The following is a 22,917-nucleotide window of genomic DNA, read 5'->3' as shown; positions in this document are numbered from 1 at the left end:
TAGGCGGCGTCCCCGTTGGTCTAAACTAAACCTCGATATGGAGGTTTCCGTGCAATTGACCTTGGAAGGCAAGGCGTCGCGCAAGCATATTGCCAAGCCCGCAGAAGCGATGTCTGCCACTCGTACGAAGTCGCACTCGCTCGAGAAATTTTATGGGGGCGCCATCAAGACCGATCACTTCCACGAAATGATCCTCGGGATCTATCGCACAGAACCGGCTGCACGCATCAAGCTCATTAAGGCGGGCGTAAGCCCAAAGGTGTTCATCGTCCTTGCCAAGTCGATGGGCCGCAGCAAAGAGGATTTGGGGCGGGCGCTGGGGTTGTCGGCAGCCACAATCGACCGTAAAGCCAAGCTCGGCGAGAAGTTGTCGGCTGACCAGGGGGAGCGCGTCGTTGGCATGGCTAGACTGATCGGGCAGGTCCTCGCCATGGTCGAGGAGTCCGGCGATCCGACGGACTTTGATGCCGCACAGTGGATCGCAGGCTGGCTCGACACGCCTGTGCCTGCCTTAGGCGGACACCATCCGGCGGAATACATGGATACGGCCGAAGGTCGGGGACTTGTGTCGTGGACGTTGGCGATGATGCAAAGCGGAAGCTACGCTTGATCGCGCCGGGCCTTGATTTCTTCCAGGCGAAATAGGCGATTCGAGCATCAAAGCTTGTCGGCGCGGTAGCCATTATCTACGGTCGCGGCGTCGACATGGTCCTGAAAGCGCCTATAGTAAATTCAGTAATGCACGAATCGCCACCACCGAGCAGACATGCCCACCGTATCCTTCAAACCGAGCGGCAATTTCAAGCCTCGCGAAGCCGAGTTTGAGCTTCTGGGAAAATTGCTCGATGAACAGATTCACTCGGACTCGGACCTTGCCAAACTTGCGCGCGAACGCGTCCCGACTTGCGTGATCGACCGACTGTCGAATTTTGGCCTGGAGGCGCGCGAGCTATCGTTCATTATTCATGGGCGGATGCTAACGCGCAGGCGTCAGCGTCACGAACGGCTTTCAATCGATGAGTCGGACAAGGCTATCCGTCTTGCGAAGATTCTCGCGCTGACGACCACGTGTTTTGGCAATCGTGAAAAGGCGATCCGATGGTTGCGACGCGCTCAACGGCGCTTCGGCGGGAGATCAGCGCTTGAATTCCTCGGTTCGGAACACGGCGCCCGGCTAGTCGAAGAGTCGATCGCACAGATCGACGAAGGTTACTTCGCCTGATCATTACTCGGCCGCCGCAATCGCTTCGATGTTGGGCGTACGTCATTTGACGCGATCACCAATTCTCGAACAGAAGCTCAACCGTCTCATGCGAGATGGAAAGAGGCGAGGGAAGCCTCACGCCGCCGACATGTCGAGTGACTCGGTCTCACGACCCGTTCCGAGCGCGCTCTGGTACATGCGTGCCATCGAGCGGCTGAGCGCCCGGGTAAAAAACGCTCCATCGATCGACCGATCGCCGCGCCGCCTGCGATCAAAACAGCAGGATCGGCACTCTCGGTCACCATTCCTCGCCGACCAGTCGCCGCGTCGTGGTCGACGAGTTCGCCATGAAAAATTTCGTTCACCAGTCCGTCCAAACCTGTCGGCGCCGGTCGGAAATAAATGCGTGCGCAAAAGGAATGCAACACGAAGAAAGACCGAATTTGACGCAATGGCATACGCAAGTGTCGATATCAGCCGGCTTTCACTTTTGTGCGAACGATTGCTTCCCCTTACAGCATAGTTTTACGTCCGAGCACTGCCGTATGGGCGCGAGCGGGTCCATGGCATCGAAGAAGCTGAGTGCGCAGAGGCTATATTGGGTAAATTTAATTTTACATAATATAAATTATCGAACTTTTGTATGTAGCAGCAATATGAGAATGTCGTGTTTCAGCAAGATACAGATGTCGTGTTTTGCGGCAGGTGCCATGCTGGATGCTTCCGGTCGGACGGCGGGAGCCCAGCATGCGTCAAATCGAACTGGTGACATTGAACATGCGCGAACTCGACCGGTTGAAGGTGGCGCAGGCGATTGTTGAGATGGGACTGAAGCCCGGGCGCGCGGCGGAACGGCTTGGGCTGAGCGTGCGTCAGGTCGAGCGGCTGGTAAGCCGTTATCGGGCATCGGGCGCCGCCGGATTATGCTCGGGTCGACGCGACCGGCCAGGCAACCGGAAACTGGACGAAGGACTGGCGGTGCGGGCCCTGACGATCATCCGGGAGCGCTACGCGGACTTTGGCCCAACGCTGGCCTGCGAGAAGCTGCACGAGTGCCACGGGATCACGCTGTCAAAGGAAACCATTCGCCACCTGATGACCGATGCCAGGCTGTGGGTTCCACGCCGGCAGCGCCCGCCGAAGATCTACCAGCCGCGGGCGCGCCGCGCGTGTCTGGGCGAGCTGGCGCAGATCGACGGCAGCGATCACCGGTGGTTCGAGGACCGGGCGCCGGCGTGCACGCTGCTGGTGTATGTGGACGACGCCACCAGCCGGCTGATGGTGCTGCACTTCACGGCCACCGAGTCGACCTTCAGCTACTTCGAGGCGACGCGCGGGTATCTGGAGCGCTACGGCAAGCCGGTGGCGTTCTACAGCGACAGGGCCAGCACATTCCATTGCAACCGGCAGGCAGAGCGCGCTGGCAAGGGCGTGACGCACTTCGGGCGCGCGATGTACGAGCTCAGGGCGGATGGCGCTGCCCTTCCCTGCATCCCCTATGACCGGCTCGCCGTGATCGGTCACGGTGAGGTGATCGAGCACAAGCGGCTCGGACACGCGCTGCAGGTGGCGCAGGCGCTGCAGGCGCAGCGTGACGACCGGCGCGCGTCGGGTTCGCCTTCGAGGACCAACCACGGTGTTGCGGTGCGTGCGAAGCAATGCGTACCCGGCACGAAGAAGCAGCGCGAGTTCACGCGTGAGGATGTGAATGCCGCGCTCACGGCGATGGTTGCACCGCCAGTCAAACCGGTCATGGCCGCTGTCAGACGCAGACCGGGGTCGGCCAGGTCTCACTGAATGGACTGATGCGCCCTGCCCGTTCTGGCGCGGTCCTTCAACGCTGCGTGAGCGTCAAACCGTCAAGGACAGAGGCAAACCCAACGGCAAACCCAGTCTCAGGTACGACATCTCTATTTGGCCAGCGCTGCGACATCTCGATCTGGCCTCGACATTGTCTGTAAGAGCAAAGTTGTAATGTCGTATCTGGGCAAAGTTCAAATGTCGTAGCTGAGCATTTTTTCGGTTCATGCTGGTTGCCGGTTCTGACTGTGCGATAGCACTGACTCTGTGTGCCCACAGGAACGGCATCGCAGGAAAAATCGCACCTAGCTGTAGTTGTCAACCACTTTCAATGGCACTCCCCTGCATTGCAGGAGTGCCCTGATTCGCGCTTGGCCGCTCCTTTCATCGGACGGCCAGGCGCCGTTCCAGGATGATCAATTCCGCTTTAACGCAAACGATGGGACGCCGAGTTCCCATTCCCCGCCCGCTTTTCCCGTCGCCCGGCCTCGTTTGCTTCGCGGGCAACATCGGACTTGCCACCCTTGGGTTTGCGACGTCGCCACCTTGCGCCGCGCCTGGCGTCGGGAGTCGGCCTCGATATCGGCAGACGTGCTCGCCTACAACTTTTGTCACGAACGCGTGGGAGGAAGCACAGCCTCTCGTCTGGTGTATGGCGATTCCCCGAAGCACAAGGCGGATCGCTTAAACTTCAGAATCGACGAACAAGGCCGTTCCCGCTCGGCTACCCCGCCATGGCGCGCATCTTCTTCGCTGCTTCGATTCAACGGCACATCGCAACGCCCGAGCGTGAGATCGACGCGCACACGCTCGGCGAGGCACTCGAGGCCGTCTTCGCCGCGCAACCTCGACTGCGCGGCTACATCGTTGACGATCAGGGCTCGCTGCGAAGGCATCTCTCTGTGTTTGTCGATGGCCGCCCGGTGCGCGACCGACAACGTCTGTCCGATGCGATCGGCGAGGAAAGCCGGGTTTACGTCATACAAGCGCTTTCGGGCGGATAAGAAGGTTCCACTCGTACTCCAGGGGACACTCGACATGAGCGATCGATTGCTTGTTGCAACCCGCAAGGGATTATTCGTTCTGCAAGCCGACGCTGGGGGCGGCTGGACCCTCGGAGACCCGTATTTCGCCGGCGAGCCGGTGAGCATGGTGCTACCTGATCCGCGCGACGGATCGCTGTATGCCGCGCTCAATCTTGGCCACTTCGGCGTGAAACTGCATCGCCGGCGCGCAGGCATGGCCGATTGGGAAGAGTGCGCGGTCCCCATTTACCCGCCGCAGCCAGCGGACGAGACGCATACCAGTGACGGCGCGGACAATGCGAGCGCGGCCGCGCCCAGCCCGCCGCCCTGGACGCTTCAGCAAATTTGGTCGCTCGAAACCGGCGGCCCGGATGAGCTGGGCGTCTTGTGGGCCGGCACAATTCCCGGTGGGCTTTTTCGTTCTGAGGATGGTGGCGACACATGGGTACTCAACCGTGCACTGTGGGATCGCCCGGAGCGCCGCGAATGGCTCGGAGGCGGCTACGACGCGCCGGGCATCCATTCCGTGATGGTCGATCCGCGCGACAGCCGGCACGTGACGATCGGCGTGTCGTGCGGCGGTGTCTGGCAAACGGCTGATGGTGGTGCGACCTGGCGCCTGAGTGCCGAGGGCATGGAGGCCGACTATATGCCCCCAGAGCGGCGTGGCGATGCCAACGTGCAAGACCCGCACCACGTCGTGCAATGCACGGCAAACCCCGATGTGCTGTGGACACAGCATCACTGCGCGATCTTCCGCTCGACCGACGGCGCTGCCCACTGGCAGCGAATCGAAGCACAGCCATCGAGTTTCGGCTTCGCGGTTGCCGTGCACCCGAGCGAGCCGGACACTGCGTGGTTCGTGCCCGCCGTCAAAGACCAGTACCGGATCCCGGTAGACGGCCAGTTCGTCGTCACGCGCACACGCGATGGAGGCCGCACTTTCGAGCGCTTCTCGAAAGGGTTACCGCCTGCACCGGCGTATGACCTTGTGTATCGGCACGGGCTCGCTGTAGACGAATCCGGCACGCGCCTCGCGATGGGGTCGACCACTGGCGCGCTATGGACATCCGACGATGGCGGCGAAAGCTGGCATTTGATTTCAGCGCATTTGCCGCCGGTATATTGTGTTCGGTTTGGATGAGAGCACGAAGCGGGTGGGTGAGACGTGAAACGCCTACATGCGCCGGACATAGCCTGAATACGTGCATCGGCGCGATGGACCAATACTTCCAGCCATCAAGGGGTTCGGAAGCATTGACACTAGACGTATATAACGCCAAGTTTAGGAGCGCAAATAGAATGATCGAAACGAATCGAATCGCCAGCTGCGCTTGTGGCCGACTCACAGCCACGACATCGGCTGCGCCGGTTGGCGTTTCCGTTTGCCACTGCCTGGATTGCCAACGCAGATCCGGTAGCGTGTTCGCGGCACAGGCACGATTCCCCGCGGGGTCGGTGACCATTGCCGGTACATCAAACACATTCGTTCGGGTTGGTGACGGCGGAAGCAAGAGCACGTTCCATTTCTGCCCCACATGCGGTTCCCCGGTGTACTACATCAATGACGAACGTGAAGACAGCATCATCATCGCCGTCGGGGCATTCGCAGATCCGACATTTCCGGCCCCGAATTTCTCCGTGTACGAAGAACGCATGCACTCCTGGGTCGAAATGCCCCCGGGCATCGAGCACATGTATTAGCCAGCGGCAGCGGTCCTCCTGGCAACCCCGTTCACGACGGACTGTTGGGAGCAAATGAAGTGTCCGTTCTGGCTCATTAGAAACGCCCGGTCCCACCACCGGGCTGCCGTGAATTGACGCTCCACGAAGATACTATCGCAAAGGTGTTTCCAGACTCGTAGAATTGTGCAATGTGCCCCGAAAACCCCACCAACGACAAACGTCCAGCCCCGGTCGCCCCAAAACTCGAGGCCGACGAGCCAACAACTGCCCAATTACTCGCAGACGCCGTCCAGGCCCATCGGCGAAACAACCTCACCGCAGCCCAAGCCTTATACGAAGCTGTGCTGCGCACACAACCCCAGCACCCCGACGCACTTCATTTGCTCGGCGTCACCGCATACCAGTCCCAGAGACCTGATCTCGCCGTAGACCTGATCCGACAAGCACTAGATGTCTACGCGGAAAACGCCGCAGCCCATGTCAATCTCGGGCTCGCCTTGCAATCGCTTGATCAAAACGAAGAGGCACGTGCAAGCTTTGAACGAGCCACAACGATCGACCCTGGCAACGTCGGTGCGTGGCTGGGCCTGGGCAACGTTCTAACCCGACTTGCCCGGAATGATCCGGCAAGACGCAACGAAGCAATAGCGAGCTTTGAACGCGTCATTGCACTTCAACCGGATCACACCTTCGCCCTGCATCAAACGGGTGTCCTGCACCTGGAGCGCGGTGACGTCGAGGACGCCTTACGCAGCTTCGACGCGGCGTTGCGAATCAAGCCCGACCTGGCAGAAGCATGGAACAACCGCGGCAACGCCCTTGTGACGCTCGGCCGTCGCGAGGAAGCCATCGCAAGTTTTAACCAGGCCCTCGCGATCCAGCCCGATCTGCACTTCGCTCTTCAAAACCGCGGCATCTTACGCGCATACCTCGGCGACGCGCACGGCGCGCTGCAAGATTTTGACGCTGCGTTGGACCAACAAAATATGACCGCACAGGGATACTGCGGTCGCGGCTCCGCCCTGCTGCAACTTCAGCGCTTCACCGACGCACTGAGCAGTTTCCAGCAAGCGTTATCGGATGAACCAGAGAACGTCGAGGCGCGTCTCGGACAAGCCCGTTCCCTGAGCTCCCTGAAGCGCTATTCGGAGGCGCTGGAAGTGCTCGAAAGCGCCGTGCGGATTGCACCGAGGAATAGCGAGGTGTTGACCGATCGAGCCTTTGTACTGCTCCATCAGCAGCGGTATGACGAAGCGCTGACCGCCGCGAACCACGCCCTTTCCCTCTACCCTGCTCAGGTCGAAGCCCTGAATATCCGGGGCATGGCCTTGCAGGCACTGGGAAAACCCGAAGCAGCAATGTCAAGCTACGAGCACGCGCTATCAATCGATCCCGACCACGCCGAGGCAAGTTTCAACGCAAGTCTGCTGCATCTGCAAAGAGGCGAATACCTGAAGGGATGGGCAGGATTCGAATCGCGCTGGCGCTGTGCCCGACCCAACGTACGCCGACATGCCGACGTTCCAGTATGGTCAGGCTTAGAAAACATCACGGCCAAGCGCCTGCTGATCTGGGCCGACGAAGGCTTCGGGGACACCATCCAGTTTTGCCGCTACGCATCTGCACTGAGAGCGCGCGGCGTTGACATCGTGCTTGAGGTTCAACCCCCGCTAAAGGCGTTAGTCACTGAAAATTTTCGCAACATTCAGGTCATTGCCAGAGGTGAGACGCCTCCCGCCTGCGACTTTGCTATCGCCTTGCTTAGCCTTCCTGACGCATTGAAGATAGAGTCCTCGTCGATCCCCTACGTCTCCGGATACCTCCGCGCAGATCCGCAAGCCACTGAGACGTGGCACCGTCGACTACAACCTGCCCGAGCCCATACCACGTGTGTCGGCATCGCGGTGTCGGGGAATCCGGAGCATGGTAACGACCGCAACCGTTCCGCATCTCTCGCGTGCTTCACCCCACTTCTCGCCAAGGCAGACGTATTCGTCATTCAAAAGGGTCTGCACGCGCACGACGCAGCGTACCTCGCGAGCACGCCATCATTTCAATACCTCGGTGACGAGATCAACGACTTCTCCGACCTTGCGGCCATCATCGCGAACCTCGACCTCGTAATCAGCGTCGACACGGCGACGGCTCATCTCGCCGCGGCCATGGGCAAGCCGACGTGGCTGCTATTGCCGGTCAATTGCGACTGGCGATGGCAACTTGAGCGTGATGACAGTCCGTGGTACCCATCGGTTCGTCTGTTCCGTCAACGCACGATCGGAGACTGGCCGGATGTTATCAAGCGCGTGTGCGCAGCGCTAAGTGACATGACTGCCTAAGGCACAGTTCATTGGCATCACTCATCAAAAGCCCCCGGATACTGAACCTTGGCCAAATCCTCACTCAGATACCCCGCAGCAACATCCGCCCTGACCTGAGCCACATTACGCTGCTCGGCAGAACCATATCCACCGCCACCAGGCAGCGAAAGCACCAGACGCCGCTCAGGCGGAATAGCCTGGTTGCCCTTGGAGCGCAAATATGTCCCGTCGTCCAGCGCAACAATGCCCGCTGCGCCGTCCCCTCCCCCTTCGCGCCCCCTCGCCGGATTCAGGACGCGGTCGAACATGGCATTAAGGCTGAAACGATAGCCGTCCTGGGCGCTGATCTCGATGCATTGCCCGAGCCCCCCGCGCCATTTGCCCGCGCCTCCAGAATCGGGTCGCAATTCCTTGCGCCAGATGACGACTGGCCCCACGCTTTCGGTGACCTCGACGGACATCGTCTGAACGCCGCTCGGAAACGCGGTTGCACTGAGTCCGTCGCTATGAGGCCGCGCGCCGGTGCCGCCGCTGTTAAATGTCAGCATCTGATGACGGTTCGCAAGCGTATCTTCACGCGTGCCTTCGAACGCCATCTGCAGGTTCCAGAGCGCGCTCGCACCCTCGGCAGGCACAATATCCGCACAAAGGGGTTGCAGCGCGCCCAGCACCACGTCCGGAAGCAAATGGCCGAGAACATGGCGTACTGCTACCGCGCACGGGCGCGGTGCGTTGAGAATGCAGCCATCTGGCGCGGTCACGACGAAAGGCCGCAGCGAAGCCCAGTTGTTCGGAATGGTTGGCGCAATCGCGCACTTCAACGCATAGCAGGCGTAAGCCTTCGTATACGTCAGCGGCACGTTGATGCCGTATGCACTTGGGCCGGACGTACCGCTGAAATCGGCATACATCGTATCGCCCTGCGCATGAACCTTTACGGCAAGGTCGATCTCGTGATCGTACCCGTCGACGGTCATCCGGTAGCTGTGTTCGCCTCTCGGCAACGCTGCGATCTTCTCGCGTGTCGCACGCTCGCTGTGCTCGAAAATGAATGACGCCAGGTTCTCCAACGTGTCGAGACCGAACTCGTCCATCATCTGCATGAGGCGTCGGCGACCGGTGTCGTTACAGACAGCAAGGGAATGGAAGTCCCCAATGACCTGGTCCTGCTCGCGCACGTTGCTGCGCAGGATTGCAATGAGATCCTCGTTCAGTTCTCCGCGCCGATACAGCTTCATCGGCGGCAAACAGATCCCCTCTTCGTACACCTCTCTTGCATCCGGGCCGAAGCCACGTCCCCCGATATCGACAACGTGTGCCGTGGAAGCGAAAAAACCGATCAACCGAGGCGCCACTCCCGCGTCGTGCGGTTGTGCACTCTCGCGAAACACAGGTGTAACTGCCGTGATGTCGTGCAGATGTCCCGTACCCAACCACGGATCGTTTGTCACGAGAACGTCGCCAGGAAAGAGCTGCTCCGGACCAAAGCGCTCAATGAAATGGCCAACCGCCTCAGCCATTGAATTCACGTGTCCGGGCGTTCCCGTCACCGCCTGCGCGATCATCCTCCCCTGCCCGTCAAAAACGCCGGCGGAAAGATCACCTGCTTCCCGCACACTCGTACAGAACGCTGTACGGATCAGCGTCACCGCCTGTTCTTCGACCACCGAAATAAGGCGATTCCACATGATCTGCTCGCGGACCTTGAAGTCCGGGGCGGATTCCTGCGGTGTGGTTGCCACAGTCTGCTCTGTCTCGTGATGATCCATCACGCCACTCCTTCGTTTCGGTCAACCAGCAGGCAACCGTCGTGCTGCAGGATAACGCTGAAGCGCGGCGGCACCAGCGTCGAGGTTTCCCGCTCGGCGATGATCGCGGGACCCGCAAGGCGCTCTCCGACCTGCAAACCTTCTCGATCGTAGATCGCACAGTCATGAAATCGACCGCTTTGCGCATCGAATACCAGGCGCCGTTCAACAGGTTGACTCTCACGCGAGAGGCCCGACGGGTTACCCTTGGCGATACTCATGCGCTCCGGTTCCGCGACATCCGTACGCAGTTGCAGTGCCCAACTGACGACCTCCGCATCCAGTCCTGCAACCGTGTGACCGAACAAGGTCAGGTAGGCCTTCTCGAAGGACTCGTGCAGCGCCGGAACGTCCTCACCAACGAAGCGTTCCACAGACACATCGACAGGAATCTCCCATCCCTGCCCTGCGTAACGCATGTAAGCTCGCAGTGTTCGATGTGCAGGGCCCTCGTAGCCCGTCTCGCGTACGAACGCAGTGACTTCTGCCGCCATGTCCTCGATCAGTGCATTAACCGCATCCGCGTCGAATCTGTCGAGTCGCATGACATTGCTGCGCAGCGATTCGTAGCCGAAAGGAGCGCGCAGAAATCCGATCGCCGATCCGACGCCCGCACCCGGTGGCACGAGAAACTGCCGGATTCCGAGCTTTTCGCAGATGCGGCCGGCATGCAAAGGAGCGGCACCGCCATAAGCGATCATCGTATAGGTATCGAGTTCGCAGCCGTTTTCGACTGCATGGACGCGGGCCGCATTAGCCATATTTTCGTCAACCACTTCGGCAACAGCGAATGCTGCATCTACGATGCGGTTTTCCGGAGTATGGCTGCTTGCCTCCTCACCATCGGTGTCTGCCGCTAAATGGTGTGACATCCTTACGATATGGTCGTCGACAGCAACTCGCGCCGCATCGGCAAACAGTTGCATGCTGCCGCCAGCGAAACGTGCTGGATCGAGCTTGCCTAGCAGAAGATCCGCGTCGGTCACAGTCGGCCGCTCGCCTCCGCGGCCGTAACAGGCGGGCCCTGGCTCTGACCCGGCACTTTCCGGACCGACACGCACCTGGCGTAACTCATCCACATGAGCGATTGAACCGCCCCCAGCCCCGATCTCAACCATTTCGATGACGGGGATTGAAATAGGCATTCCGCTGCCTTTCTTGAAACGATACGTCCGTGCCACTTCGAAGGTGCGAGCTGTCTTTGGACGTTGCTGCTCGATGAGACAGATCTTCGCGGTCGTACCGCCCATATCGAACGACAGCACTCGACCCAGGCCAAAGCGGGCAGCGACGTGGCTTGCATAGATCGCTCCGCCCGCCGGCCCTGATTCCAGCAGTCGCACCGGCAACGCGGCAGCGCTCCGCAGCGACATGAGTCCGCCGCCGGAGTGAATCATGTAGATGGGGCAGTCGACCCCGGCCTCACGCAGTGACCCAGCCAGCCGGTTCAGATAGGATGACATCAGGGGCAGCACAAACGCGTTCGCACAGACCGTGTTGAAGCGCTCGTACTCGCGGATTTGCGGTGACACCTCGCACGAAAGCGATACCGCAAGCGACGGCATGGCCTCTATCAGGCGCTCGCGAACTCGCCGTTCGTGGGCCGGATTGATGTAGCTATGCATCAGTCCTACTGCCACGCTCTCATAGCCCGCGTGGCGAATGTGCCCGATGATTCCGTCCAGTTGTTTCTCATCGAGCGGCACAAGCTCTGCTCCGCTAGCACTCATACGTCCACGCAGCGTGAGTCGATCCTGACGCGGCACCAGGGGTTTGGGCAGCGTAATGCCGAGATCGTACTGGTCGAAGCGGCTTTCGGTCCGCATCTCGATCACGTCGCGGAAACCGTCGCTAGTGATGAATGCCGTGTACGCCCCCCGCCGCTCGATCAACGCGTTGGTGGCGAGTGTCGTGCCGTGGACAATCGCCTGAACCTGGCTCATGGCGATACCGGCCTGCGCCGTAGCGCGCCGCATGGCTTCGACAATCGCCCGTTCGGGCTGAGCGTAATCGGTCAAAACCTTGGCCGAATACAGCATTGTGCCGCACTCAAGCGCGACATCGGTGAAAGTGCCGCCGATGTCCACACCGGCGCGTATCGTCACGGATCCTCCATTCGCAGTCACTGCGCTTCGAGAAGACATCTGATCTTTCCCGGGGGTTGTCATATCGTCGGGTCGGGTGTGTTATTTGGCGCTAACCGTAGCTACGGCGCCCCATGAATTCGTGCCTGCTTTGTAGAGGGTGACTTTCGCATCGTTGAGGTCGCCATTCTTGTCGAACGAAATCGGTCCCAGGATGCCATCGAAAGAAAGTTTGCTGATCGCGGGCCCAAACACTGCCGGGTCGATCGAATTCGCCTGTTTCATTCCGTTGACGACGACCAGCGTTGCGTTATACGCATAGCCTGCGAAGCCGATCGGGTCCGTTCCGTACTTGTCGTGAAACTTCTTCAGGAAAGCGCGGCCACTATCGAGCTGGGCCAATGGCGCGCCTTGTTCAATCCCGATCATTCCTTGGGCCGCGTCTCCCGTCAGTTGCAGGAAGTGTTGATTGGCAAAGGTGGGACCTGCCATCAGTTGTCCGTCGAATGCGAGCTGGCGGGCCTGCTTGACGAACAACGAGCCCTGATTGCTTAGACCTCCAAAGAAGACAAGATCTGCGCGATCGCTTTTGATTGAAGTCAGAATGGCCCGGAAGTCGACTGCGGTATCCGTCGTGTACTCGTGTGTCACTATGGTGCCGCCAGCAGCCCGCACACCCTTTTCGAATTCGTCTGCGATGCCCTGGCCAAAGGTGGTGCGATCATCGACGACAGCAATCCGTTTGGCCTTCAAGGTTTCCACGGCGTAATGGGCTGCGCTCTCCGCGACCGTGAAATCGGTACCGTATGGCCGGTAAAGCAAATCGAAGCCCTGATGGGTAATGGTCGGATTCGAGGAGCACGGAACGATCAGGGGGATGCCCGCGCGCTTGTAGACGGGGATAGCGGCAAGCGTGTTGCCGGAATTGAAGTGTCCGATGACTGCGGCCACTTTTTCATCCGCCAGGTGTTGCGCCGCCTGCACCGCAATTCGCGGATCCGACTGGTCGTCCTGCACCTGGAGTTCGAATTTCACCGGCTTTCCAGCGATGACGACTTGCCCGGCATTGACTTCGTCAAGGGCCAACTGAACACCCATCTGCATGTCTTTGCCGAAATTGGCGGAGTTGCCGGAAAGGGGCGCGGCAAAACCGATCTCGACTGTCGTTGCCTGGGCATGGGCGGCACCACTGAAGATTCCTGCCGCGAGGGTTACTGCGACCGGTACCACGCCGAGGCGGCCAAACGTGCACTGCGCGCACACCGCACCTGCTTCGATAGCGGTGAACAAGCCATCTAGACAGCGTGTTAGCAATCCCGGATACAGTGACAGTCGCATGTTTTCTCCGTTATGAAGCGGGTTCAATACGAGAAAATTCTTGCACAACAAAAACGTCGAAAAATATCAGGTAGTGCCTATTTATGACGAACTGGCGGAGCGATGCGCGCGCCTTGATCGAATCCGGCTCAAAGAAACAGCAACGCCTGATTCAACTCCTCTTCGCTATGGGCGCGACTGAGCCAGCCTAGCTTAACCGGTACCGAATAAAGCCGCACGGCGCCAAAACGCGGCCAGAAGTGGCACAAGCCCGGCACGATGACCTGGACCACGGGCAGTCCAAGATCGGGCCGGGTCTTGTCCGCGACGAGCACCTCCATGCCTGCCGCATAGAGCCTGCTCACGCACTGCTCGATGGCATCCCTCAGTTCACGCGCGTCGATTGACGCGTGCACGGTTGCATCGACGGATGTCTGGTCAGTGGCGGGATACAGAAACTGCTTCGAGGACAGTTTTGCCGCGTCCCATGGAGGCGGTGCATCAGCTGTCACGTCGAGCAGCTGATTGACCTCGGTCAGCGCCCTCTGCAAAGCGATACGACTGTCGAGATGGCAGCCGAAGCCGATCGAAAAGCGTCCCGTCGCGGGGTTTTCGGCCAACGCGACGATAACGGGGATGCCCAGATCGTGAGTGATGTCGAGCGCCCACAGACGCCAGCCTATCGACTCATACTCGCGCAAGAGCGCATCGAAATAAGGATCACGAAAGTTCGCGATATCCACAGCGGGCCGTTGCACCTGGTTGTACCACCAGATTGCCGTCGCATCGCGCTCGACCAGTTCAAGCAAGCCCTGCAAGATGGCTTCCTCAAGGCACGAGCCCGCCGCGCTACCGTTCGGATTATGGACGCAGAACGTCAGACCTTCGGCCGAGTCCGGCGTGTCGGCGAAACAGTACGAGAGCGGCACCCAATGGCGCATTCCCGTGTTCAATGACCATGCGGGCGTCCAGTCGACGACGTCGTCGCCGGAAAAGCGCCGCGGCACCTGCTTGCGCACATCTTCGGTCAGGGCATTGATGGCATCGCGGCGCGCGAACTGGCTTTCGCTGAATTGCTGAAGTTCGTTGACAGCAACCGGAGCGCTCCCACCGTGAGCGTCGCCGCGTTGCAATTCCAGCATGCTGGCCCGCACCGTCATTTCATCGCCTTGATACACGCCGCTAAAGCGCTCTATGGCTTCGCAAAGCGCGCTGACCCTGGCGTGCTCGTCGGTGCGGCCTTTGCCGGAACAGACGCGGTCGAAGCGGTTCGTGCGCGGAATGCCGGGTGGACAAACCAGATAGCCAGCCACATAGACATGGCGAAGGCCCGCATGCCGGCCCGGCATCGGATGCAGGTAGGCAATCGCACCGCTGACCGGCGAGACGAGATGGGCGTAGCGCTTGAGGACGCCCTGCGGTTCGATGCTTCTAAAACCGCCCTCGCGTGAGGCGAGCACGTCTCCCCCCTTGAGGATCGGCGCGCGTGTGGCCTGTTCCTGCATCCAGTGAGGATTGCCGCAATGAGGACACTGCGGGCGCCGCACCACACGATGTGACGCCGTGGCCGACGTGTCGATGCGATACGAAAGAATATGCCGGCGAGCGTGCTCGCGCCGCGCTTCGCTCACCGCGATCTGTTGGATCAGCGCTGCAGCGAAAGCGCTCACCGCGGCGACGCTGGCAAGCGTATGCGCCGGCGCGAGACTCAACGCCACATCGCCGTGATGACGCGCGAGTAAGGTCTGCACCGGCTGGTTAAGCGAGGTCCAATAACGCAGGCATGCAATGCAAGGCGCGTTCGGCGCATTGTCTGCGGGGCCCAGCAGCGGCCCGATGAGCGGTTGTATGCCGTAGGGCATCGCGACGAGCACCGAGCCGCCTCGTGCCAACACGCGTTCGGTTACCTCGGCGAGTTCGCGCCGCGCATATGAATCGACGAGCGCGATCACGAAAGGTGCCTCGCGGTCCACGTCGATACCGCACGCCGCGAGGGCCCGCTCCTGAGGTGCCGGGTCGACACCAAATGCTTCGACCGCGACGCGCAGTTGCGCGAGTTGCTCGCAAGCGCGGTCGCCGTTAAGCCCCGTGCGTTCGAAGAAACCTCGTGCGGCATCGAGTTCGTCAGGCGCATCGCTTCGGAGATAGGCCTGGCGCTCAAGATGATCGAGTGCCGCCAGAACTTGCCAGTCGGAGAAACGCGCCGAGAGTGTCGCTATCGTTTGAGCAATCGTCATGCTCTCGCGCAAACACGCGGCAATGCTCACATAGACCGCACCACGCAGAACCGAGCGCCGGGTCTCGTCAACGATGAAAAGCGTATCGGGCCCCGCGTCGAGTACCGACAAATGCGCCTTGAAGCGCAGCGCGCGGGAAAAGTCATCGAGCATGGACACAGGGCGAACGAGGGCGGCAGGTATATCACCGCCGGCATGCGGTGGAATATCGACGCGCCGCATTCGCACGCAGCACGTCAGTCCAATCTCAGCAACAAGTGAAGAGGTAGCACGGCCCTGCATCGTTGTAGGCTGCCAGCGCAATCGATTCCTCGTCCGACAGCTTCGGACGCACCGGCACACCAAACGTCATCGCGTTAGCTGGCAAAGACCAGCTCTGCTTCGCCGCGTCCCATCCCGAACCGGCTGGGGCTTCGCTGATCTTCAGGTTGATGATCCACGGGCACAGATAGTCGAAGTAACGAGCCAGCGCATCGTTAGGATTCTTTAACAAAGCGTCTTTAAAAGCTGCGTCCTTCCATGAAAGTGCGATTGCGCGCAGATACACGTCCTGGAACTCCAGCATCGATTCCTGAGTAGGAACCGCGTTATTCATTCCCATGATCGGTCTTCCCCGGTTTATTGTTTAGCGTCTTCAATGACGCTGATATGTTTTGCGTTATAAGCGGCAAGCGCGATGGCGTGTTGCTCCGGGTCGGCCGGCGCGGGCGGCAGCACGAGTTCCAGCACATTGTTCTCGAGCGTGGTCCAGCCGCCGTTGGTCGCCGGTGTCCACTCCGAGGTGTCGAGCTGCGCCTTCAGCGCGAGGCTGAACGGATAGCGGTAGCCAAAGCGGTCGGCCAGTGCCTTTTGCGGGTCGTCTACCAGCTTGACCCGAAAGGCGTCGTCGTGCCATGCGACGGCAATCGCCTGAACGATGACAGCGCGATATTCGAGAAACTGCTGGTAGGTTGGAAAACTGCTTTCGAGGTTACTCACTGACGCTCTCCATGGGTGGGTGTGGCCTGATCGGTAACTGTTCTGGGAACGTTTTTGACTGCAGGCGCTCCAGCATGTCTTGCGCTCTCGCAGCGGTGCGCGTCATGCCGGCCTTACGTGCGATAGCAAGCGCCTGGCGACACGTTTCTCCCGCGGCCTCACCCGGTTCACGCGAGCCCGCGTTGAACAGATAAGTCGCCTTCTTAAGCAGCAGTTCGGCCTCGTAGTAGCGTTCGTTCATCGTTTCGCACAGTGCGAGGCATGCATCGATTTCACGCAGCGCCGATTGCCAGTCGCCGCGGGCCGCATCCATCTCCGGGATCAATGAGGCGTAGTAGGTCAGGCCGAGCAGGCATCCCGAGCGGCGCAATGCCTCGATGTGCCCCGCAACGGCGTCGCGGTCCCCTTCGGACCACGCGTGGATGGCGGCGGCATAGCGCTCGACCGCGTTCAGTCCGTAAGTGCGCGACAGGCTCAGGATGAGCGCCGACGTGTCACGCGCGCCTTCGCGATCGCCGCTGCATTGCTGCATCCGCGCGCAATACATCAGCGTGACGCCGATCGTCGGCAGATGGTCCACACAGGTCGCGGAATGCACGGCGGTGCGCCCCATCTCCAGCGCTGCATCCGGACCCTCGTCCATGTGCCACATGAGGCTCGCCAGCGAAGCCATTGTCCATGCCCGCGTATCGAGACCGAACAGGCGCCGGTGTCCTGCGTCGCGAGCCACGATGTGGCCCGACAGTGCCGCATCGAACGCCGAGCGCGCCTCGGCATAGTGACCATCGATCCATAGACTCATGCCGTGCATCGCATCGGCGGCCACACGGATCGACGGATCGTTTTCGCTCACGGACAGTTCGATCAGCTGCGCGGCGATGCGCTGCACGGCCGCGCGGTCGCTGGCAACATGGTAGTAAGTCGCAAGCGTCCACAATGCACTCGCGGCAAGCTGTGGATCCTCGAGGCCGCCGACCTCGTCCAGCAGACGCTCGGTATGTCCCTTCACTTGCGGATCGGCCCAGCCAAAGCGTGCCATCATCGCGTGCACGAGCGAGAGATCGGCACGTGCCGCGTCGTGTGCACGCCCGGCGTAATCGCATTGGGTCAGCCATTCGCGCACCGTTTGTGCATACCGGATCGCATCGTCGTGCAAGGCGCGTTCGAGCGCACGCTGTGCGGCGCGAATGCCGTGCGGCACGGCTTCTTCGAAGGCCCGTGCATGCACGAAATGCTGCGCAATGTTGACGTCCTGCATGCCATTGCCGCGTTCTGGCCGCTTGCCAAGCGCCCGTGCCACGCGAGCATGATTGTCGCGCCGCAGCGCGGCCGGCATCGATTCGTAGGCTGCATCGCGAATCAGCGCATGCCGGAACGCATACGAGATGCCGCCGAGCCGGTGCTGCGCATAGATGATGCGCGCCTCGAGCAGGCGTTTCAGGTCGTCGTTGAGGACGTCGGCCGCGTGCGGCGAAACGTCGGCGAGCAATTGCGCATCGACTTCGAGGCCGATCGTGGCCGCCAGTTGCGCGGTGTCGCGCGCGCCGTCGATACGATCGAATGCGAGCTCGAGCATGTCGCGCAAACTGGCCGGCAACGGCTGATGATCCGGTGCACCGATATCGGCCTGCGCCACGCCAGTATCCGGCATCGCGCCGCTGATCACGAATTCGCGCGCAATTTCCTCGACGAACAGCGGAATGCCGGCCGTGCGCTGCGTGATCGAGTCGAGCGTGGCAGCATCGAAATCGGCCTTACCCAGCAGCGTCGCGATCAACTCACGTGTGTCGTTGCGCGACAGGCGTCGCAGCATCAGACGCTCGGTGCTGGTACGCCACCGGTCGAGCACTTCGGGACGCGACGTCATCACGACGAGAACCGAGCGGCATACCGGCGAGAGACGCAGTGACTCAAGGAAGTCGAAGCTCATGCGATCGAGCCACTGCACGTCTTCGATGACGAACAGCACGGGTCCGCCCTGTCCTGACGAAGCGATCAGTTGGCGCAGGACATCGAAAAGCGCTTGCTGCTGCCTCGCAGTCGACCAGCGCAGGTTGGCTGGCCCCGCTGCAATCCCAAGCCACGCAGAGAGCGTGGCGCGCGCTGCGGCGTGATCGCAGGCAAGCGGGGCGATCAGGCGGTCGAGTACGGCGAGCGCGCTAGCCGGGTCGCCTTCGAGATCGAGCTGCCAATGCGCCGCCACGAAGCGCAGGATCGGAAACAGTGCGTGATTCATGCGCTCCGGCAGGCATGCGCCGTAGGCAACCGTCTCGCCTGAGTTGCGTACCGTTTCGCACAGCTCATAGACGAGTCGCGATTTGCCGATGCCCGGATCACCAACGACCAGTCTCGCAAGACGCGGTGCGCCCTCGCCGGCTTGTGCCTCGGATGCAGCGGAGGCTACCACGCCGCGCCAGGCTTGCAGCAACGCTTCGCGCTCGCGCTCGCGGCCAATCAGCGGCGTCGCCGCGTTGCGGTCGAGCGAATCGAACGGCGCATGCTCGTGACGTTCGCCAAGCAACGCATAGACGTTGCGCGACGGATGGCCCGCACGCGCAAAATGCAAACCGGTGGGCGCGTAGTCGGCATACCGGTCGAGCGACTCGCGTGCTTCTTCGCTAAGCAGAATCTGGCCCGGCGTGGCAAGCCGCAGCAGCTTCGCAGCTGTAGCCGCCGTAGCGCCCTCGCCCATGAGTGGCACACGGATGGCAATAGGGCCGACATGCAACGCCGCCGCTATCTCCACGCGCCAGCCGTTCGGCGTTTGCGTGTCGTCGAGGTTCGCGCGGCCCGACTGCCGCGCCATTTCGAGCGCAGCACGCGCGGCGCGCCGTGCCGGCCGATCGATCCCGACCTGAGCGCCGAAGTAAAACAGCAACGTATCGCCGAGCTTGCCGCATGCTTCGCCGCCGTACCCGACTGCGATGTCCGTACAGCGCGTCAGCCATTGTTGCTGGTTCGCCTCAAGCGCTTCCAGCGAAGCGGGATCGGCCGTCAGCGGCGTGCTGTCTTCAACGATGCCCACACTGCAGCACAGCGCCGTCACCTGCCGGGATGCGCTTGCGCCATCCGGCGCCTTCGTCGAAAGGGTGGCAACTTTCGCCTCGGCAGTTCGGGACTTGCGTGATCCGCGCGGGTAATTGAATTCGCCGACGAGCGCCTGGAAATGCAGTGCGCGGAACTGTTCCGCGAGCTCATCCGCGGAGCCGGCACGCAACTGCGGATTCTTGTTCAACGCCAGCCGCAATACCGTGCCGAGCGGGTGCGAGGCAATCGCCGGCGGCAACGCTACATCGACGGGACTGAGTTGCTGGTAGAGGATCTCGGCAATGCTCGCGCCCTGCATGACAGGCTGCCCCGTCAAACATTCGATGACGACGAGGCCCCACGCGTACAGATCGGTCTTGAGTGTCGGCGCTTCCTTGCGCAGTTGCTCGGGCGCGCAATACTGCGGCGAACCGAGGACCTCGGTCGCCTGCGTCAGCGTATACGCATCCGGCAACGTAGCGTCGGAAATGAGCGCGCCGATGCCGAAGTCGAGGATCTTCGCATGCAGTACGTCACCGGTCGCCGTCACCATGACGTTTTGCGGCTTCAGGTCGCGATGCACGATACCCTGCTTGTGGGCGGCCGCCAGGCCTTCGAGCACCTGCGTCATCAGGAGTCCTGTCGTGACCGCAGAAAGCGCGCCTTCATCCTCGATCATCTCGCGCAGCGTTTTGCCCGGCACGAATTCGAACACGGCGAACAACTGGCCGTCAGGTGTCTCGCCCTTGTCGAGCAATGCCACCACGTGCGGATGTTCAAGCGTCTCGCACAGCCGCGTTTCCTGCCCGAAGCGGGCGCGTGAACGTTCGCGTTGCATCGCCGTGCGCGCAACGTCTTCGTGCATCAGCTTGATCGCAACCGTTTGCCCGGTATCGACCCGGGTTGCCCGATAGACTGCGCCGCTACCGCCTTCGCCAAGCCGCGCGCCGAGCCGGTAGCTATGCGCGCCATGCAGTTCGACCGCCGGTGCAGATGATGTCTGAGGTGAATGCGCAGCCTCAGCGGGCGCGCGCGAATCGGTAGATGACGTCACAGATGTGGAGGGCATTGCGCAATCAGTTCGACAGGGCGTGCCGCGTCAGGTCCGCAGTCATGGTGCGCGTGGCGTCGCCATTGACGGGATCGCCCGGCACCCACAGACATTCCGGCTGCTCTCCTCGCATGACCCGGAATGCGATGTTGCCAAAACGCACACTACCGCGGCGGCGCTCGATGAGCTCGACCTTCCCCTCACCCGGAAGTGCCGCAAACTGGGCACGGGCACGATGGATCTGCACGTTGACGTGGGCTACGTCGAGTCCAAGCATGCGCGACAGTTCGGGCATTTCAACCCAGCCTTGCGAGCCACTGTCGTAGCCCGCCTGCGCGTCGGCAAAACGGATCCGTGCGAGGGTCGTGAGACAGTAATGATGGGCGCGCTCGCCGAGGTCGACCGCGCCGCCGCGTGTGTGCAATACAGCGCGCACGTGTTCCTCGTTCAGGCTGACCGCAAATTCGATCCGTGCCGGCGGTGCCGCGAGCGCGGGCGGCGCGGCCAGCGTGAGCGTCTGGTCATTGCGTGCCATTTCCAGGCGCCAGCTCAGCTTGCCCGCCGTAATGATGTCGCCGTGATGAAGCACACGCAGCGAGCCAGCGTCGTCGCACAGCCATTCGCCGGTCGTGGAGCGCATCACACTGATGGCGGGCGTGCTGTCGCCTGGCAGCACCTGGGCGAATTCGAGCAGAATGGGACGAGCGGGCGGACGAACGGGCCACAGCGTATCGACTGGGTCCGCGAGATCCGCGACCTCCCAGGTGCCGTCAACCGCTTTACCGAAGCGAATCAGATCGCCTTCGCGCAGAGGCGCATGCTCGCCATGGCGCAGCAATGTACCCGACAGCAACGTGCCGTTGCTGCTTTGATCAAGCAGGTTCCATTGCCCGCCGTTGAAGTGGACCATCGCATGCACGCGGGAAACGTAGGCGTCTTGAATGACGGTGTCGCAACGCTCGGCATCTCGGCCGAACACGTGATTAACCTTCAACAGACATGATTCCCCGGACACGTTGTTCTTTAGCGTCGCCATCACATCGAACCGTGGTTTTCGCCTGATTGCGCGAAGCAGTGATCAAACCGGCGATTGATCACTTGCCCTTAACAATGACTGGAAATGCATTTTAATAATGCGTGGTGCCGTAGACAACTTAATCTTACGGCCGCGTTTCCCCGTAATTTTCTGGTGAAAATCGCGAGTTTGTCATTCTAGAGACTTTTTGTGTCGCTCGTCCGGCAAAGGCTCCAGCCAAGCCTCTGCCGCTTCGCAATCCCGGAAGCGATGTTGCCCGAGTTTGATGCGTCACGCAAGCAATCGAAAATCGACTGCACGAAAAACAACCAATAGGCTTTCAATGTATCGAGCGTATGCGAGGCCGTTAGAAACACACGAATTGAAAGGAAAATTAAAGAGAAGAGTGAGGCCAGGCGGAGGTGCCTGTTATCACCTGTAATTGATGAGGCGAGCCAGACACCGCATCCTTCGAGCACTCGCAGCGACGGCAAGCGGCAGGGAAGGCGCGACGAATCCTTCCGGCTGGCCGAGCAGTCATCGCCGTTCCCTCGTTGCGAGCCCCTCCTCTTTCCTCGCCCCAATCATTAATCCGCTGACTAACGTCACGACGCGCTGTCGTTATCGTCACGAGCCGGCGAAGCGCCGTCCTGCCATGCGGCTTCGATCGCACGCAACGCACCCAGCACGATAGACCGGTTCAACGCCGCGGCAAGCGTGCCGTCGCGCTCCGCATAGGCCTCGCAAAGTCGCTGGTGATCCTCACAGGAGCGTTGCAGCCGGCCCGGCAGCGAGGTACTCAGATGCCGCAGCCGGTTGGTGCGCATGCGCAGCGAATCCAGGACTTCCTTGAAGATCGCGTTGCCGCACACCCGCAGTTCCTCATCGCGAAACGCCACATTGCCCCAGAAATAGCCATCCACGTCATGCCGCGCCGCTGCGTCGGCGAGGCGTCGATGCGCGGCCCACAGCGCCTCGATATCCGCGTCGCTCGCATGTTCGACGATCGCGAACGACACCTGCGCATACAGCACGGCACGCAACTGATACAGCTCGCGCACGTCCTTCAGGCTGACCGCCGACACCCGCGGCCGGCGCCGCGGCGACCAGTCGACGAGGCCTTCGCGGCTCAGCACGAACAGCGCCTCGCGCACGGGCGTGCGGCTCACCTTGAAACGCTTCGCGAGGTCGACCGAGTTCAGGTCGTCGCCGGGCTGCAGCCGCCCTTCGATGATGCCGCGCGCCACCCAGTCCACGATGCCGGCAACCGGCGAGCTGTCGTTCGTATCGTTCGGTTCTTCTACGTTCTTGTCGAGAAACTCGTCCATTGCCATTCCGTTGCTGTCGTTGGCTGGGAGCGAGGCAGC

Annotated in this window: 16 protein-coding genes; 7 read left to right on the top strand and 9 right to left on the bottom strand. The window is 61.1% G+C overall.

Features of this window, described 5'->3' with window-relative positions; genetic code table 11:
• The first annotated feature begins 49 nt into the window (after positions 1-49).
• The 7 genes from P3T17_RS33045 (at position 50) to P3T17_RS33015 (ending at position 8,051) form a co-directional block, all read left to right on the top strand.
• Positions 50-610, top strand: a complete 561-nt coding sequence (locus P3T17_RS33045; protein ID WP_429411026.1) for an antitoxin Xre-like helix-turn-helix domain-containing protein — start codon at positions 50-52, stop codon at positions 608-610.
• Between the two features lie 156 nt (positions 611-766).
• Positions 767-1,222, top strand: a complete 456-nt coding sequence (locus tag P3T17_RS33040; protein WP_429411024.1) for an antitoxin Xre/MbcA/ParS toxin-binding domain-containing protein — start codon at positions 767-769, stop codon at positions 1,220-1,222.
• Between the two features lie 729 nt (positions 1,223-1,951).
• On the top strand, positions 1,952-3,001 hold the full coding sequence (locus tag P3T17_RS33035) for an ISNCY family transposase (protein ID WP_429411022.1): 1,050 nt from the start codon (positions 1,952-1,954) through the stop codon (positions 2,999-3,001).
• A gap of 737 nt (positions 3,002-3,738) precedes the next feature.
• The gene (locus tag P3T17_RS33030) at positions 3,739-4,008 is read left to right on the top strand and encodes a MoaD/ThiS family protein (protein WP_429411020.1); all 270 of its coding nucleotides are present in this window, start codon (positions 3,739-3,741) and stop codon (positions 4,006-4,008) included.
• A gap of 34 nt (positions 4,009-4,042) precedes the next feature.
• On the top strand, positions 4,043-5,173 hold the full coding sequence (locus P3T17_RS33025; protein ID WP_429411018.1) for a WD40/YVTN/BNR-like repeat-containing protein: 1,131 nt from the start codon (positions 4,043-4,045) through the stop codon (positions 5,171-5,173).
• Positions 5,092-5,733 (top strand): GFA family protein, encoded by a 642-nt coding sequence (locus P3T17_RS33020; RefSeq protein WP_429411016.1) that lies wholly within the window; start codon positions 5,092-5,094, stop codon positions 5,731-5,733. Before P3T17_RS33025 ends, P3T17_RS33020 begins: the two co-directional genes overlap by 82 nt.
• Positions 5,734-5,903: 170 nt before the next feature.
• Positions 5,904-8,051, top strand: a complete 2,148-nt coding sequence (locus tag P3T17_RS33015) for a tetratricopeptide repeat protein (RefSeq protein WP_429411014.1) — start codon at positions 5,904-5,906, stop codon at positions 8,049-8,051.
• Positions 8,052-8,068: 17 nt separating this feature from the next.
• Here P3T17_RS33015 and P3T17_RS33010 read toward each other — a convergent pair whose 3' ends face one another.
• The 9 genes from P3T17_RS33010 to P3T17_RS32970 form a co-directional block, all read right to left on the bottom strand.
• Positions 8,069-9,802 carry a hydantoinase B/oxoprolinase family protein gene (locus tag P3T17_RS33010; protein WP_429411012.1) on the bottom strand — a complete coding sequence of 578 codons (1,734 nt, stop codon included), beginning with the start codon at positions 9,800-9,802 and terminating at the stop codon, positions 8,069-8,071.
• On the bottom strand, positions 9,802-11,946 hold the full coding sequence (locus P3T17_RS33005; RefSeq protein ID WP_429411010.1) for a hydantoinase/oxoprolinase family protein: 2,145 nt from the start codon (positions 11,944-11,946) through the stop codon (positions 9,802-9,804). Before P3T17_RS33005 ends, P3T17_RS33010 begins: the two co-directional genes overlap by 1 nt.
• 81 nt (positions 11,947-12,027) lie before the next feature.
• Positions 12,028-13,290: a branched-chain amino acid ABC transporter substrate-binding protein gene (locus tag P3T17_RS33000; protein ID WP_429411008.1), complete on the bottom strand. Its 1,263-nt coding sequence runs from the start codon at positions 13,288-13,290 to the stop codon at positions 12,028-12,030.
• Positions 13,291-13,391: 101 nt separating this feature from the next.
• Complete coding sequence (locus tag P3T17_RS32995; protein WP_429411056.1) at positions 13,392-15,632, bottom strand: TOMM precursor leader peptide-binding protein; 2,241 nt, start codon at positions 15,630-15,632, stop codon at positions 13,392-13,394.
• A gap of 94 nt (positions 15,633-15,726) precedes the next feature.
• On the bottom strand, positions 15,727-16,080 hold the full coding sequence (locus tag P3T17_RS32990) for a BMA_0021/BMA_0022 family TOMM bacteriocin (RefSeq protein WP_074268436.1): 354 nt from the start codon (positions 16,078-16,080) through the stop codon (positions 15,727-15,729).
• Positions 16,081-16,097: 17 nt separating this feature from the next.
• Positions 16,098-16,457: a BMA_0021/BMA_0022 family TOMM bacteriocin gene (locus tag P3T17_RS32985; RefSeq protein ID WP_074268437.1), complete on the bottom strand. Its 360-nt coding sequence runs from the start codon at positions 16,455-16,457 to the stop codon at positions 16,098-16,100.
• A complete protein-coding gene (locus tag P3T17_RS32980; protein ID WP_429411005.1) occupies positions 16,450-20,553 on the bottom strand; it encodes a TOMM system kinase/cyclase fusion protein in 4,104 nt (1,367 codons plus the stop codon). Before P3T17_RS32980 ends, P3T17_RS32985 begins: the two co-directional genes overlap by 8 nt.
• Positions 20,554-20,560: 7 nt before the next feature.
• Complete coding sequence (locus P3T17_RS32975) at positions 20,561-21,571, bottom strand: FHA domain-containing protein (RefSeq protein ID WP_429411003.1); 1,011 nt, start codon at positions 21,569-21,571, stop codon at positions 20,561-20,563.
• A 584-nt stretch (positions 21,572-22,155) separates the two neighbouring features.
• On the bottom strand, positions 22,156-22,878 hold the full coding sequence (locus tag P3T17_RS32970) for a GntR family transcriptional regulator (RefSeq protein ID WP_429288974.1): 723 nt from the start codon (positions 22,876-22,878) through the stop codon (positions 22,156-22,158).
• Positions 22,879-22,917: the final 39 nt, after the last annotated feature.

The organism is Paraburkholderia sp. GAS82, from assembly GCF_050436285.1.
GTDB lineage: Bacteria > Pseudomonadota > Gammaproteobacteria > Burkholderiales > Burkholderiaceae > Paraburkholderia > Paraburkholderia phenazinium_B.
The sequence above is the reverse complement of the archived record's forward strand: the minus strand, read 5'-3'. Positions and strand labels throughout refer to the sequence as shown.